Below are 15,647 nucleotides of genomic sequence, written 5' to 3'. Positions count from 1 at the left end.
GGGGGGACAGTCAGCAAAACTTCTTTATCTTGTACTGTACCTTAGGCAGCACAGCCGCTTCCAACTCTCAGGATTCTCAAAGCAACCATAGGGTTGATATAGTGGTGTTCTACATATTTCTAAAAAATGTTAACGAGGACGATAATGGGGTCATTGGGGATTAGCTTTACCGTTGGTGCAGGTAACTTTGTCCCCTTTTATGGGGTGTTGTTGCTGGGTCTTGTGGCGGCCGTGAGTATTGGCCTCATTGCATGGTACAACTCGAAGCGTCCCCCCGGTTGGGAAAATGCCGATCGCCCCAGTTTTATTCCCAAGTTGAATCTCGAAGAGTCTGAGTCCAATCCCACCCCTGATGAGACAACAGATTCGTGAAGCTCTTTCGGATTCTTTTACGGGCGGCTTGGCCGACGATTGTTGCGGCAGCGATCGCTGGCCTTCTCAACGGTGGCAGTACGGCTGCGCTCATTGCCCTGATCAATGCTGCCCTCCAAAAAACCCCTGCCCTCCAGCGCCTCTTACCTTGGGGATTTATTCTCCTCGGCACGCTCCTACTGCTGACCCACTTTAGCGCCCAAGTGCTCCTGGTGCGGGCTGCCCAACAGGCGGTTTATGAAATGCGCCTCCTCCTCAGCCGCCAGATTCTCGCTTCACCCCTACGCCAGTTAGAAGCCATTGGCAATCCGCAACTCCTTGCGACGCTGACAGAGGACGTGGATGCCGTCTCCCGTTCCTTTTCTGTCCTGCCCAATCTTTTTAATGCCATTGCCATTGTTATTGGCTGCCTGATTTACATGGGTTGGTTGTCGCCGCCCCTCTTTTTTGCCCTTGTGGGCTTGATTGTCATTGGTACTGGCAGCTACTTGTTTCTAGCGGGCAGAGCACGCAAATTCCTAGAGCGGGCACGGCAGCAACAGGATCACCTCTTTCAACACTTTCGGACACTCACTGAGGGCAACAAAGAACTCAAGCTCAATCGGCAACGGCGGTTGGCCTTCTTTTATCGGGAATTGGAACCCACTGCTCAGAAAACACGGCAGCAAAACGAGCTAGGGTACATGGTCTTTGCCATTGCTGCCAGTTGGGGGCAGTTGCTGCTCTTTGTTACCATTGGCTTCTTTCTCTTTACGCTGCCCCATTTGCTGGGAGCCACACCCACAGTTCTCTCAGGGTATGTTCTGACGATCATTTACCTCATGCTGCCGATGCAACAGGTGATTGATGCCATTCCGGTATTTAGTCGTGCCAGCGTTGCCCTCAAGAAGGTGGAATCCCTACAACTGAGCCTTGGAGATCCGCGCCAAAACCTCAACGATACAGGCGAACTCCCTCCCCTTGGCTGGAAAACCCTCTCTCTGCGGCAGATCCGTCATCAGTACCGCAGTGGCCATGGGGATGAACCTGCGACCTTTACCCTAGGCCCTTTGAGTTTGACCGTGGAGGCTGGGGAACTTCTTTTTATTGTCGGTGGCAACGGCAGCGGCAAGTCAACGCTAGCGAAAATTATTACAGGACTCTACATTCCCGATCAGGGGGAAATTTGGGTGGATGATCACTGTTTGCAGCCTGAGGACTACGAATGGTATCGCCAACACTTTGCCACCGTTTTTAGTGACTTTTATCTTTTTGAGTCACTGCTGGGAATTGAATCCCCCGAACGCCTAGCAGCCGTCCCAGCATATCTTGAAAAATTGCGCCTCAGCCACAAAGTTCGCCTAGAAGGCAACCGCTTTTCCACGACATCTCTTTCCCAAGGGGAGCGCAAGCGTTTGGGGTTGTTGATGGCCTACCTTGATGATCGCCCCGCCTACCTCTTTGATGAATGGGCAGCGGATCAAGATCCCCTCTTTCGGGATATTTTCTACCGCCAACTCCTCCCTGAGCTAAAGGCTCAGGGCAAAACGGTATTTGTGATTAGCCATGACGATCGCTACTTTGACGTGGCCGATCGCCTGATCAAACTCGACTATGGCCAACTCGTGACCTAGGTAAACTGCTGGCTCAGCATCAGCGGATTATGCACCGTGATTTTCTTTTTATGAATTGAGATCATTTTTTGATCCCGAAGTTCCCCCAATAGGCGAGTCACAGTGACCCGTGTCGAACCAATGGCCTCGGCGATCGCCTGATGGGAAAGCTTCAAATCCACAGTGACTCCCGCACTCGTGGGAATCCCAAAATCACGGCAAAGAATCAGCAAAAAGCTCACCAAGCGGGATCCCATATCGCGGTGGGCAAGGGTCTCGATCATCATCTCCGTTTGCAGGATCCGCGATGACAGCCCCTGAATCATAAACATCGGCAAATCGGGATCCTCGTGCATCGCCTTTTCCACCTGTTCGATGGGAACGGCCAATAGCTCCACATTCGTAAACGCCACCGCATGGTAAAAGCGATCGGAGCGGGTGCCGGTAATCAGGGACAGCACCCCAAATACGGTATTTTCCCGCAGCAGTGCCACCGTAATTTCCTCGCCTGCTTCATACACCCGTGAGAGCTTCACTGCCCCCTTGAGGAGAAAATAGACCTTTTCCGCTGGATCCCCCGGAAAGAAAATGGTTTTGCCGCGTTCGTAAGTTTCAGTGGTGGATGGAAACAGGCCACTGGCCATGTGGCGAAAGACGGGTGCTAAGGGTTGATCTTTGTTCATGAGTCGTGTGTCAATCCAAGGTGGTTTAACGGGTGGTGTGGCGATCGCATAGGGTGCTGTCGGCATTGATATCCCCCCAACAATGCAACTCTTTCAACGCCAGCGAATCTTGCTCTGGGTGAAGAGTTCAGCATTGACAGATTAGTAAAACCAATTCAGGGGCATTTTTTTGTATCATGCCACACTTTTTTTCGAGAGAATTAAGGGTGGGCGCAAAAGCAAGTACCCTAATGCTCCCAAGAGGGGGACAAGGCTCCACCAGCGCCACGGTGACTTTTCCAGCCCTCGCCGTTGCCAGTCATCCACTAGTAGCACCGGCAAGAGCAACGACAGGAGGCAAAAGTCTAGGCCCATCACATGAATAAAGCGGCTGGTTTGCCACTGCTGCCAAAAGTCTGGCCAATCGCCGCCGACCAAGCCATAGCCAAGAAAGCCCATAGCCAATAAATCAATGACAACGGCAGTGAGCCGTGATTCCCAAAGGCGTACCCCCCGATTGAGTTCTCCGCTGAAGATCGGTGCTGGCTGGCGCAGGATGAAGTAAGGTAACAGGGCAAACGCACCCACGGCAAAACTAAAAGCCGCAAATGGCCACGCGGGAAATCGCTGTTCTTGACCATCCACCACCAGTAATGCGGTGTAAATCAGTGGCCAGACGCCCATCAAATTAAAAAGACTGACAATGAGGGGGTTAATGCCTTGCCAGTCTCCCGTTGCTAGCCGTTGAATGAGTGTCAGTGTTTGCGGTTGATCGGGGGGTGCAAAACCAAAGCTATAGACAATCAATCCCAGCCACAGAACCGCAAAGAAAATCCGCATACCACCCTAAGCTAAAACCGTTTCGGGTACCCCCGCTTTTTGCAGTTGCTTCGTAAATTGCGGCAGCACTCGCTGGCACTGGCGGATAAAGGCCTCTAGCCAACCTTGCAAGTGCTCTAGCTGCTCCTCACTGAGAAACACATCGCGGGTGGACTGGTAGGATTGACAAACCACACGACCATCATTGGTCACTGTAAAGTCAGCGAACCAACTGCTGTAGGGACGAGTCCCCCGCCAATAGTTGGCCACAATCATCTTGCCAAGGTATTTCTGGGCGATGTCGCCAATTTTGTTAAAGTGTTCTAGCACTTCCGCCAAGGTGAGGGCTTTTGCTGCGGCGCCTTTTGTTTCTTCAAGCTGCGGCAGGGTAATGTCTGTCAGTTCTTCGCGAGGCTGTCCCCCCAGACCCATGAGGGCAAAGAGTTTTTGTTCCAGATTGGCGAGGTAGCTATTGTAGGTTTGGCCGTTGCGGCTGAGGGTTTGGTGCATCCGCACAATGAGATCAATTTCTGCCAACTTAGTTGCCGCCAAGGATTCTAGGCGTGCCAATTGATCGGCAAAAGCTTGACTGTCACTTTCGGCACCACTTACGGTCAACCCAAGGGATTCAGCACGCTTTGCAAGGAGACGGCGAATGTAATAGCGGGTCATGGGTGTGAGTGACATAATCCTAAACCTCAAAGACAGCCAATGTGGAACATAGGCGGAATGTAAACTTTTGTAAATTAGCTTAACATCTCTCTGGCTGTATTGCAAAATGTAAACGTTACACTTACTGCAGCAGATTCCAGCAGCAGTAGAAACTAACTTTAGGCAAAAGTGAGTTCATTCCTCCTGTTTATCTGAGTTCATTCCTCCTGTTTATCAGTGTAAAAAATGGGGGGTGCTGTTTGGCCAGTAATTTCACGGAAATTTACTTGTACGTTGGCAAATTCAATAGAACTAAAATCAGCTAGGATTACTGAGTTTTAGACTTTTGTGGGGGTGTCCAAGTCTTGACCTAAAAAAGGGGGCGATCGCCCCCCCTATCACAATACGCTTCAGCCTTAATCAGGTGCTAGCTGGCGCTGACCAACTCCGCTAAGCGTTTCGAGACCACAGCCAAGTGTCCTTTCTCCAGTACCTCATCGGCGTCGAGAACATTGAGTCCCATGATGATCCGTGCAATCAGACCCGTCCAGCCGGTTTGGTGACTCGCACCTAGTCCTGCGCCATTATCCCCATGGAAGTATTCATAAAACAGAATTAGATCACGCCAGTGGGGATCACTTTGGAATTTTGCGGTGGCACCATAGAGTGGTCGCCGCCCCGATTCATCCTTGAGGAAGATACTGGCCAAGCGGCGGGCAATTTCTGCCGAGACCTCCCAGAGGTTGAGCCAGCGCCCTGAACCGGTGGGGCATTCCACCGTAAACTCGTTGCCGTAATAGCCATACATTTTGCGGAGAGCTTGCACCAAGAGCGCGTTCACGGGCATCCAAATGGGACCACGCCAGTTGGAGTTACCGCCAAAGAGGCCGGTGGTGGATTCACCGGGTTCATAGCTGACGCGATAGGCCTCGCGGCCGAGTTGGAAAATATAGGGGTGATCGTAGTGGTGACGAGAGAGGGCACGGATGCCATAGTCACTGAGGAATTCACTCTCATCCAACATGCGGGTGAGAATCCGCCGTAGTTTGGCCTCGTTGACGGGGGAGAGCAACCGCCGTTTTTTTACACCCGGGCGATCGATGGGGTTAATGTTGGCTAAAAGCTCAGGGTGGCGGGCATTAAAGGCAGCAATGCGTTCCCTAAAGGTGGGTAGGGAGTCCAGCAACTCTTCCGAGAAAATGGCAGTGGCACACAGGGGCAGCAATCCCACCATCGAGCGTACCTTCAGGCGCTGGGCACGACCATCGGGCAGCCGCAGCAGGTCATAGTAAAAGCCATCCTTTTCATCCCAGAGTTCATCTTTCTGGACGCCAATGCGATCCATCGCCCCGGCAATGTAAATGAAGTGCTCATAGAATTTGCAGGCAATATCCTCATAAACGGGATTGTGCTGTGCTAGCTCCAGCGCCATAGAGAGCATATCGAGGGCAAACATTGCCACCCAAGCCGTACCATCCGCCTGCTCAAGAACACCACCGGTGGGTAGGGGCGCACTGCGGTCAAAGACGCCAATGTTGTCTAAACCAAGGAAGCCACCTTCCATGACGTTGTTGCCGAGGGAGTCCTTGCGGTTGACCCACCACGTAAAGTTGAGCATGAGCTTGTGGAAGACACTCTCAAGGAAGGCCAAGTCACCTTCGCCTTTTTTCATGGCTTTGTCCAAGAGATAGATTTGCCACGTGGCAATTCCATGCACAGGCGGATTCACATCACTAAAGTTCCATTCGTAGGCGGGAATTTGACCGTTGGGGTGCAGATACAGTTCATTCACCATCAGCTTAAGCTGCTCTTTGGCGAAGTCGATATCCATCAGAGCTAAGGGCGAGCAGTGGAAGGCTAAGTCCCAAGCGGCAAACCAAGGATATTCCCACTTGTCGGGCATGGAGATAATGTCGGCGCTTTCAAGGTGGAACCACGATTTGTTGCGGGTAACGATGCGCTCTTCCACATCGGGGGGCAGCGCTTTATCTTCCAACCACTGCTTAACAGGGTAGTAGTAGTACTGCTTTGTCCACATCATGCTGGCAAAGGCTTGACGAACCACATTGCGCTGATCAGCAGTGCAGTCACTGGGGATGAGGTGATCAAAGAAGAGATCCGCTTCGGTGCGGGCTTGGTTGAGGCAATCGCTAAAGGCATTGCCAAAGCTGAGGGGGCTACTTTGGGCAGATGCTAGGCGTAGTTGAATGATCTCAACCCCTTGGGCGGGAACTGTGACTTGATAGTGGGCAGCCACCTTGGTGCCGACTTTGCCGGGGTTGACGGCATTTTGCTCGCCATTGATCAGGTAGCGGTGAAAGGCATCCTTAACGTAGGGCGAGGCATTGGGCTGGCCAAAGAGCCGCTCAAAGTTGGTTTCGTTCTCAGTGAAGAGGAAGGGCACTGCGCGATCGCTCACAAATTCATACTCTCCTAGCTCCTCATGGCGTGCGCGCACTAATGTTGCATCCATTTGCTTCAGTTCTGGTTTGGCGAGAACCTTGTCCGGTGTCCAACTCCACGTATTGCGGTACCAGAGGGTGGGCAGAACGTGCAAATGGGCAGCTTCGTTGCCGCGATTGTGAATGCTGATTTGAATCAAAATGTCATTGGGAGCCGCTTTGGCATATTCAATGAAGACATCGAAGTAGCGATCGCCCTCAAAGACCCCTGTATCCAAGAGTTCATACTCCATTTCAAAGCGGCTGCGGTGGCGGTTGGTCATCACCAGATCAATGTAGGGATAGGCAGCTTGGGGATACTTGTAGAGGTATTTCATGTAGGAATGGGTGGGCGTACTGTCGAGGTAAAAGTAATACTCTTTAACGTCCTCCCCATGATTGCCTTCATTGTTGGTTAAGCCAAAAAGCCGTTCCTTGAGAATCGGATCGTTGCCATTCCAAAGAGCCAAGGCAAAACAAAGCCGTTGCTGCGCATCACAAATGCCACCGAGGCCATCTTCACCCCAACGGTAGGCACGCGATCGCGCTTGATCATGGGAAAAATACTCCCAAGCATTGCCGTCGGCGGAATAGTCTTCCCGTACAGTGCCCCACTGCCGCTCGCTCAAGTAAGGTCCCCAAAATTTCCAAGGGTTGGCTTGGCCATGAACTTGATTGAGTCGTTCCAGTTCAGGATTGACAGAAAAAACCATCTTTAACCTCGCTTGTTATCTCAAAAGTTCTATAAATGCCTACAAACTCAAACGGAAACTCTTATAAAAAGAGCTTGGCGATTTGAGGATAAGCAAAGTATCCTAACTCCTCAAGAAAGAAAACATTAAGGTTTGGAAACCTTCTAGGGCAGATATAGCCCTTTCCTGAACTAGGGGGACATCTGGGAATCCAATCCGCTACAGTAGGAGTTGTCGCAGTGTTGAGCGTCTTCGTGAAAGAGGCAATACCCGACCCAGATTTTGCTTGACCTGATGCGCGGCAAGCCCCGGCACTCATGCCGGCGGCGAAGGATAGTGCGGATGGCGGAGGCATCCTAATCATGGTATTGCCACTGAAACCCAAGGTGGCCTACGGCAGGGCATGCCGGCAAGATACAAGCAGCGGTTAGAACCCGCCGAAACGATTGCGCAGTCATCCCTGCGTGGTGTTGTAGGAATCTGCGGCTTTCAGGCCGGGGGGAGGACAAGTCTTCTCCAATCTCCGCTATAATGAATGTAAAGGCTGGTTGTTTGCTCGTTAAACGTAGGTTGTTTAGGAAGCCATTTCTCTAGGCATCTAGGTAAAAAGCAGTCGTAACCATCTTTGCTCTAGGGGAACAGCCGACAGGGCTCAACTCCACTTTGAGTTTGTCAATTTGTTCGAGAGTTTTATGACATCTGTTTCTTCGTTGCCTGCGCACCCCCTGCGTCCCAATTGGGGGGTGATTTTTTTTATGGGCATTGTGCATTTGGGAGCGTTGCTGGCATTGGTACCGGGGCTGTTTTCCTGGCCGGCTGTGCTGTTGTGTGTTGTTCTCTATTGGGTGTCTGGAGGCCTTGGCATCACCCTAGGCTGGCATCGCCTGATCACCCATCGCAGTTTGCAGTGCCCGAAATGGCTGGAATACTTTTTTGGCTTTTGCGGCAGCTTGGCCTGTGAGGGTGGAATTATTGAATGGGTTGGCCTCCACCGCAACCATCACCTCCACTCCGATCAAGAACTGGATCAGCACAATTCCCAAAAGGGGTTTTGGTGGTCGCACATGGGCTGGATGCTCCAAGAAGTGCCCGCCAAGGCAGAGGTGGAACGCCTCACCAAGGACATTAACACTGACCCCGTCTATCGCTTTTTGAATCAGTACTTTGTGCCCATTCAAGTGGGTTTAGGGGTCTTGCTGTATCTGTGGGGGGGACTGCCCTTTGTGGTCTGGGGCATCTTTGTCCGCCTTGTGCTGGTGTATCACCTCACGTGGTTTGTCAATAGTGCCACCCATAAATTTGGCTACCGCACCTTTGAATCGGGCGATCGCTCCACGAATTGCTGGTGGGTTGCCCTGCTCACCTTTGGCGAAGGCTGGCACAACAATCACCACACCTACCCCCATTCGGCACGTCACGGTCTGCAATGGTGGGAATTTGATATTACGTGGCTCACGATTCGGGCACTGCAAGCGATTGGTCTGGCCCAAAAGGTGCGGCTCGTGGAAGCCCCACAAATCAATAAAAGCCCTTAAAAGGGGTACTGGGGTTCCGCCTCTTGCCAAATGTGGATCAATTCCCTCGCCTCTGGGTAGAGGGGATGCGTGGGGGGGATGAGTTCGGCGGTGGCGATCGCCTGCTGGTTGTCCCGCCCCACCCAATAGCGCGCCTGCTCCAAGATATTATTGCCCCACTGCACAATCAACTGGTTGGCGGTGGCATAGACACTGGAGTTGGGGGAGATTTCTTGGGCAATGGCAATGGCAGCAGCAAAGTCGCGATCGCGCCCCCCTCGAGCACGGCGCTGGGCTTCCTTCAGGCGAGTCATATCTAGGTCAGGCTGCCAGCTCACCGCTTCCGTTGCAACGGGGGGGAAGAGTTCTTTGAGGCGATTTTGAGCCGTTTCGTAGAGGGCGCGCTGGGGACGAATTTGCTCAAGGAGTTGGCGGGCTTGCAGCAGGGCTTCAGGGGTGCCTTGGCGGGCAAGGGCATTGGCTTGATCGATCAGGGGTTGATCCTCAGCAATCTGGATTTGACGTTGCCACAGCCGTCGCTGATCGCGGATTTGGTTTTGGCGATAGGGACTCGCGTCCGCCAAAGGAATGTTGAGCCTGTTGAGGGCAAGGTAGAGGCGATCCAGCGTGCCGCCACGGGCAATGGCCTGCGCTTCTGCGAGGGTTCGCAGTACCTGCAAATCTGTTTGCCAGCGCCGAATGGCCTGCTGGGCTTCAAAGTAGAGGGGGCGTTCTGCCGTAATCGTTCGTGCTTGGGCGATCGCCCGATCAATATCCTGACCCATCCCCGCTTGGGCAAATTCTTCTGCGGTTGCCAACGTCACCACATCCTCAGCGCTGCGGGCACTCCTGACATCACGGGGAATTAAAACAGCAATGCGCCTTGCCTCTTGGGGGTCATAGCGATTCAGAGCCGCCACTGCTGATGCAAGTAACTGTTCACCCAACTCATTGAGCAATCGCCGCGCACCGGGATAAATATCACTGGTGGTGGGAATTCGCCGCACAATTTCAATGGCAGCGGCCAAGTTATCAGCTCCCCCCTGTGCCATGAGGGCACGGGCTTCATCCAACTGCCGATCTTCCCGTTGGGCACGGATAATCCGCTCATTAAAGGCGCCAAACTGCTCTTGTGCCCAATAACGACAGGCAACAAATTGCAACTGGAGCGAGATTTGAAAAGCTTCTCGCCATTCGAGGTTTTTTAAGGCGGCTTCGGCGCGTCGGTAGATGGCCTCTCCCTCTTGCCAAATTTCCTGCCAGCGCTGAATGCGTTCTTCCACCTTGGCATAGGCTTGGACATCACGGGAAATGCGCCGCGCAAAGGCAATCGCCCGATTTAATTGCCCCTCATGAAAGGCTACCTCTGCCAAGGCCAAAACCTGATCTGACCACGCTTCTAGGCGGCGATTCATCTCAGGGGCAAGGGGATGATCGCGGGGCAAGTCATCAATGAGATCAATGGCATGGAGCAAATCTTCAAGGGTGTGTCGCTCCGCCGCTTGTTGGGCGCAGTAGAGGCGAAAGGAGGCCGATGCCAAAGGCCAAAGGACAAAATCACAATTGCCGGGAGTCGTCGGTTGCCGCAGCAGCAGCCACAGGGATAGCCCGGAAATCCCGACGGAGGTGAGGAGGGAGAGGCTGGCCACCACTTGCCAGTGTTGCAACCAAGGTAGGCAGGCACGCCACTGCTTTTGAACCAAGGGAATTAGATGGTTAAGTTGGCGCGATCGCCCACCAAAGCGTTTTAAGATCGCGATCACTGCGGTTGATTTAGTTTGATCCTGCACCGTCTCCCACTCCCCAACACTCCCTATTGGCCTCCCTAACTGTGAGCACAATGCCCAGTGACAGCCCTTTTCTTAGGCGTTAAGGAACTGAAATGTTGCCCGACACTCACTTGCGCAGTGTTGCGTGGGTTCCATCCTTGGGAAAAGGGCTGTACCTAGGGAATGGCCGAGCCTCTCAAAATTATCCTAATCAATTTAGAGCGAGAGCTAGACCCAAGACAAACTCAACAAACTAACTGTTCGCCGTTTCACTGGGGGTTGTCGCTTCGCTCGGGGCAGGCGATTGGGACGCCGGATTGCCTCGGTTAAGGGCTTCTTGCAACTTGGCTTCATCCTCTTTTGATAGGGAGGTGCGCAGGACTTTACCACCAAAGGGAGCAATTTCCTCAAGGACTTTGTCGGGTGTGGCTTGACGCACCAACGTAAAGATGGCCGAGCTACCGGGGGCAATGGTTTGTCCCAATTCCTTGATGAAATTATCGTCAATGCCAATATCGGTAAATTTGCCGGAAATCGCCCCCGCCACAAGACCCGCAGCCCAGCCCAAGAGGGGATTGAAGAACAATAGACCAATGAGCAGCCCCCAAAAGCCACCGCCAAGGGCCCCCTGGAGGGTCAAATCCTGAGTCTGGTTGATTTTAACCTTGCCATCTTTGGTGCGCACGACAACAGCCGCGTCCTCAAGGTCAATGAGATGCTCACGCTGGAGTTTCAATAGCTGGATTAATACTTCGTTCGCCTTGTACTCATCATCAAACGCAATGACCACTAAGGTACTCATAACTTTAGGTCTCCCTACGAATGTGGGTCATAGAACCGCTCCTACCCTAGCATTGTCATTAGCAGGTTGGGATTGCGGTATTGTAGCTAAGGGACGAAGCAAGGTCTTTGACAGCCCTTTTCACGGTAAGATAGCGAGACCATGAGCACGCCACAAACCTACACAGTGACCATTCACGTGCGTCCCCTCAAGCCGGGGGATCTACCCACGCGGACGTACACAATTACTGTTCCGAGCGATCGCTATATCCTGCAATACGCTGAGAGCCAAGGCCTTGAGTTGCCCTTTTCCTGTCGTAACGGTGCCTGTACCACCTGTGCCGTGCGCATTCTCTCTGGCCATGTTTATCAACCCGAAGCCATGGGACTCTCCCCCGCCCTGCAAGCCCAAGGCTATGCCCTATTGTGTGTCAGCTATGCCCGCTCTGACCTTGAGGTGGAAACCCAAGATGAGGATGAGGTCTATGAGCTGCAGTTTGGCCGCTACTTTGGTAAAGGGCGAGTCCAGTTGGGTCTGCCCCTCGATGAGGATTAATCAGCCATGACAGGAGTGGAGTGCCCACTGCCGGAGAATGAGCGGCAGCGCTATCTGGAAATTGCCACAGAGGCGGCCCTGGCTGGCGGCGCGGTTCTTCAGCACTATTGGGGCAAACTGAGTGAGATTGAGGAAAAGGGGCGCTCTGGTGACCTCGTCACGGTGGCCGATCGCCAATCAGAAGCGGCGGTACTGGATGTAATTCATCGCCATTGTCCAGACCATGCGGTGCTCGCGGAGGAATCGGGTCTTTCGGGACTGAAGGATAATCCATTTCTGTGGGCGATTGATCCTCTGGATGGCACCACCAACTATGCCCATCAATACCCCTTTAGTGCGGTGTCTGTTGCCCTTCTGGTGGCGGGGGAACCCCACGTTGGTGTCGTCTATGATCCCTTTCATCGCGAACTGTTTCGGGCTGCTACAGGCCTCGGTGCCACCCGCGATCGCCAGCCCATTCGGGTTTCCACCACTGCAGAATTGAGTCATAGTCTTTTGGTCACGGGTTTTGCCTACGATCGCCGTGAAACCGAAGACAACAACTATGCAGAATTTTGCTACCTCACCCATCTCAGCCAAGGGGTACGGCGGGGTGGGGCGGCAGCCATTGACTTGGCCTACATTGCCTGTGGTCGCCTTGATGGTTATTGGGAACGGGGTCTCTCCCCTTGGGACTTGGCTGCTGGTGTAGTCCTTGTTCGTGAAGCTGGGGGCGTCGTCACTGCCTACGATCAATCCCCTTTTCAACTGACATCAGGGCGGATTTTAGCGACGAATGGGTATCTCCACACTGCCCTGAGTGAGGCACTCCTGCGGGTAAAGCCCTTGGGCTTTTCGTTTCTGCCAGAGGGAGGTTAGGCCTCTAGGCGTATCGCTTCAGCTAAACACGTCCGTACCTGTAGGGGTTGATAGAAATTGGTTTGTTGGAGATCCACCTTAGACTGGGCAGCGAGGAATAGCAGCGCCCAAAAGACCCCCACAGGATCGGGTTTGCGCTGCAGTAGCACTTGGAAGTCTAGCCATGTCCCTTCGGGAGCCATTTCTCCGAGGAGACTTTCTACTTCGTTAGCCATCTCCGTGAGGTTTTCTTGGTGCGCCAGTTGGGTAATTGCCTTGAGGGTTGTGGGACGGCGACGCCGCCGCGGTTGATGCGGCCGCAGCACCTTTGCACGGTCGTTCTGAACGGCCATGGTTTTCAGGTGGGCAATCAATTCCTCAAGGGTGACGCGGCGCCGTTGTTGGGGGGGAGCCACGGGGCGACGATGCAAATGCTGCTCTAGGGCATGGGGCAAGACCACAAAGGACTGGTTTTCACTGATCTCTGGCGGCTCTGCGAATTCTGTTTCCTCGGGCATCGGTTCAGCAACTGCAACTAGGCGATCGCTCTTCAGGAGCACCAGCATCGCTGCATACAAAAAGGCCTGCCCTGATTCACTGAGATTGGGTTCCCCCCGCCGTGTCAACTCCGCCAAACAGCGATCGAAGACCTCAATCACTTGAATATCCCAAGGGTCAATTTCCCCCCGCTCGGCCAAGTCAATCAAAATGTCAATGGCGGTATCGGCAAAGGATTGGCTCATGGTTGGCTGCCCACTCGTTGTTGTCTATCTTAGGAGGCTTGGCAGCCCCTATCCAGAAAAAGGCTCAGCAATGGGAATCGTAAAGTGAAACTCACTGCCGCGATCGCGCCCCGCCGACTCCGCCCAAATTTGTCCCCCCAAATTGGTAATGATCTGGCGACAGATCGCGAGACCCAAGCCCGTCCCACCCGCAGAGCGCCGCAGTGCTCCCTCCTCCTGATAAAAGCGATCAAAAATCGTTTCCAAGCGATCCGGCTCAATACCGCGCCCCGTATCGGCAACCGTCACTTCCAATAGACCATCGGGACGAGGCTTGGCAGCAATGGAAACCTGACCCGACTGTTCCGTAAACTTGCAGGCATTATCGAGTAGCTTCGAGAGCACCTCCACTAGCCATTCGCCATCTGCTCGGATCAAGGGCAATTCCTTGGGCAAGACTGTGCGAATGGTCGGTAGTTGATCCTTGGGGGTGCGCAGACTACTGAGGGCTAGGTCCACCAGTTCTTGGAGGGGGAGGGGTTCCGGTCGCCACTGCACCCGGCCACTTTCCAACTGCGAGAGGGTGAGGAAGTCCTGAATCAGTTTCCGCATGCGCTCAGCATCGGCCAAGGCGGTACTCAGCATCACCTGCCGCAGTTCTGGATCCATATCGGGTTCACTGGCTAGGCTTTCAAGGCAGACTTGGATTGTCGAAAGGGGCGTGCGCAGTTCGTGACCCGTAATTGCAATGAGATTACTGCGGGTGCGATCTAAGGCCTCCAGTTGCGCGTTGAGTTCCTCCAGATCTGCGTAGGCCTCCGCCTGAATCAGGGCAACCCCCACTTGGGTGGCGATCGCCTCCACTAATTCTGCGTCCATATCGTGCCACGGCAGCGGTTCGCCGCGGTGCAGTTCAACAATGCCCAACAGTCGCCCTTGATAGAGAACAGGTGCCAGTAGGAGGGCTTTGACGCCGGCGGCCTCGAGGGGTTTGAAACGGGTCGCCTCGTAGTGGGGATCAGCGGCCACATCATCCACCTGAATGACCTGCTGATGTGCCAGTGCCTGCTGGGTGTAGGGGTGCTCACTCACGGGCCAATACTGGTACTGCAATGGCGGTAGAGCACCGCTGGTGTACTCGTGCTCAATGCGCACCCGCGTATCGGTACTGCGGCAACGGTAAATGAGACAGCGATCGCCTTTGAGGGCTTCCCCTAGTTCTGCCACCGCACGAGTGAGAATTTCTGTGGGATTAAGGGAGTTGCGAATCGCCGTGGTAATTGCATTGGTGAGGCGTTCCTTGCGCTCTTGAATGGCAATTTGGCGGTAGGCCTTGATTTGCTTGTACTGGCCGGCTTGGAGATAGGTCACTAGGCGATCGGCAAAAGGGGCAGGATCACTATTGCACCCCGCCACTTGGCGATAGGTCTCAACCCATGCCCGACCTTCCTTGAGTTTCTCCTTCAGTTCAGGGCGGTACTCCCGAATACGGTTGAGGAGGATTTCAGCGGTTGTCGCTGCCACCTGCCGATCAAAGGTCCAAATGCCCTCAAAACGACGCGCCGCATCCATCGGCGGCAACACATCTAAGCGATTGGCGGGCGATCGCTGGACTTCGCGGCAGACCAAGCAAGTGCTGTAATTTTTGCCCAAGACGGTCAAATGCCATTCTTGACTGAGGGCATCGGCGGGATCAAAGGCAACCGTTTCATAGTCTCCCGAGCAGTTCTTAAACTCGGTTTCCGGGGCAGCCAAAACGTAAACGTGGTGGGACTTGGTGGCAATACGGCGGTAGCGATGGGCTTCTTGACGATAAAAGCGTTCCCGCTGAAAGCAGGCAATAATAATCGGCGCATCCTCGTTGGCCAAAACCTGATCCTCCATTGCATGGGAAAGCGCCGTCAGCGATGTCTTGAAGTACAGTTGCGATCGCAAGCGAGGCAACCGCGCCAACAACTCCTCAAGAACAGATGTGGCAATGATCCTGTTGGCCATGGAAGGGTGTGAATAAGAAGATGCCCTACGGTACCATTATCGGCAAATCCGCACCAGCGAACCTACTGAAATTCAGTTCGAGCGGCTGTACCTAAGTCAACCAACGGCTGAATTGCTGGAACCTCCAATCTTAAACTTTTGTTAAGAATTTTATTGATTGGCAGGGCTTATGTGTAGTTTTCTATACTATATTTAAGCAAACCCAAAAAGATCAGCTCCTCTAGCACCGGGGATCAACAAAATCC

General features: G+C 53.5%; 13 protein-coding genes. 5 read left to right on the top strand and 8 right to left on the bottom strand.

Translation table 11 applies throughout. The features are described from left to right. The first annotated feature begins 126 nt into the window (after window positions 1-126). Both psb35 and M0646_RS05885 read left to right on the top strand, forming a co-directional pair. Window positions 127-372, top strand: coding sequence for a photosystem II assembly protein Psb35 (gene psb35, locus M0646_RS05890; RefSeq protein WP_226972025.1), 246 nt, complete (start codon window positions 127-129; stop codon window positions 370-372). Beyond that, a complete protein-coding gene (locus M0646_RS05885) occupies window positions 369-1,985 on the top strand; it encodes a cyclic peptide export ABC transporter (RefSeq protein WP_286627011.1) in 1,617 nt (538 codons plus the stop codon). Before psb35 ends, M0646_RS05885 begins: the two co-directional genes overlap by 4 nt. On the opposite strand, the gene ntcA is transcribed toward M0646_RS05885, so the two are convergent. From ntcA to M0646_RS05865, 4 genes are all read right to left on the bottom strand, one after another. Then, complete coding sequence (gene ntcA / locus M0646_RS05880; protein ID WP_190278317.1) at window positions 1,982-2,647, bottom strand: global nitrogen regulator NtcA; 666 nt, start codon at window positions 2,645-2,647, stop codon at window positions 1,982-1,984. The genes M0646_RS05885 and ntcA overlap by 4 nt on opposite strands. Before the next feature lie 174 nt (window positions 2,648-2,821). Then, on the bottom strand, window positions 2,822-3,466 hold the full coding sequence (locus M0646_RS05875) for a DUF2834 domain-containing protein (RefSeq protein WP_286627010.1): 645 nt from the start codon (window positions 3,464-3,466) through the stop codon (window positions 2,822-2,824). Between the two features lie 6 nt (window positions 3,467-3,472). Further along, complete coding sequence (locus tag M0646_RS05870) at window positions 3,473-4,132, bottom strand: hypothetical protein (RefSeq protein ID WP_286627008.1); 660 nt, start codon at window positions 4,130-4,132, stop codon at window positions 3,473-3,475. 391 nt (window positions 4,133-4,523) lie between these two features. Next, a complete protein-coding gene (locus M0646_RS05865) occupies window positions 4,524-7,250 on the bottom strand; it encodes an MGH1-like glycoside hydrolase domain-containing protein (protein ID WP_286649958.1) in 2,727 nt (908 codons plus the stop codon). Between the two features lie 671 nt (window positions 7,251-7,921). On the opposite strand from M0646_RS05865, the gene M0646_RS05860 reads away from it, so the two are divergent. Continuing rightward, the gene (locus M0646_RS05860; protein WP_286627005.1) at window positions 7,922-8,764 is read left to right on the top strand and encodes a fatty acid desaturase; all 843 of its coding nucleotides are present in this window, start codon (window positions 7,922-7,924) and stop codon (window positions 8,762-8,764) included. Here the strand turns inward: M0646_RS05860 and M0646_RS05855 are convergent. Together M0646_RS05855 and M0646_RS05850 are read right to left on the bottom strand one after the other, a co-directional pair. Continuing rightward, window positions 8,761-10,533, bottom strand: coding sequence for a hypothetical protein (locus M0646_RS05855; RefSeq protein WP_286627004.1), 1,773 nt, complete (start codon window positions 10,531-10,533; stop codon window positions 8,761-8,763). The genes M0646_RS05860 and M0646_RS05855 overlap by 4 nt on opposite strands. A 232-nt stretch (window positions 10,534-10,765) precedes the next feature. Then, a complete protein-coding gene (locus tag M0646_RS05850) occupies window positions 10,766-11,314 on the bottom strand; it encodes a DUF1269 domain-containing protein (protein ID WP_149819006.1) in 549 nt (182 codons plus the stop codon). 141 nt (window positions 11,315-11,455) lie between these two features. Between M0646_RS05850 and M0646_RS05845 the strand changes: the two genes are divergently transcribed. Together M0646_RS05845 and M0646_RS05840 are read left to right on the top strand one after the other, a co-directional pair. Next, the gene (locus M0646_RS05845; RefSeq protein ID WP_149819004.1) at window positions 11,456-11,848 is read left to right on the top strand and encodes a 2Fe-2S iron-sulfur cluster binding domain-containing protein; all 393 of its coding nucleotides are present in this window, start codon (window positions 11,456-11,458) and stop codon (window positions 11,846-11,848) included. 6 nt (window positions 11,849-11,854) lie between these two features. After that, window positions 11,855-12,706, top strand: coding sequence for an inositol monophosphatase family protein (locus M0646_RS05840; protein WP_149819002.1), 852 nt, complete (start codon window positions 11,855-11,857; stop codon window positions 12,704-12,706). Here the strand turns inward: M0646_RS05840 and M0646_RS05835 are convergent. Together M0646_RS05835 and M0646_RS05830 are read right to left on the bottom strand one after the other, a co-directional pair. Beyond that, the gene (locus M0646_RS05835) at window positions 12,703-13,428 is read right to left on the bottom strand and encodes a segregation/condensation protein A (RefSeq protein ID WP_286627003.1); all 726 of its coding nucleotides are present in this window, start codon (window positions 13,426-13,428) and stop codon (window positions 12,703-12,705) included. The two genes, M0646_RS05840 and M0646_RS05835, sit on opposite strands and share 4 nt — an antisense overlap. 48 nt (window positions 13,429-13,476) lie before the next feature. Continuing rightward, complete coding sequence (locus M0646_RS05830) at window positions 13,477-15,402, bottom strand: DICT sensory domain-containing protein (protein WP_149818998.1); 1,926 nt, start codon at window positions 15,400-15,402, stop codon at window positions 13,477-13,479. Window positions 15,403-15,647 lie beyond the last annotated feature (245 nt).

This window comes from Thermosynechococcus sp. B3 (genome assembly GCF_030323045.1).
In the GTDB taxonomy this organism is placed as follows: Bacteria; Cyanobacteriota; Cyanobacteriia; order Thermosynechococcales; family Thermosynechococcaceae; genus Thermosynechococcus.
This window is presented reverse-complemented; position numbering and strand designations above follow the sequence as displayed.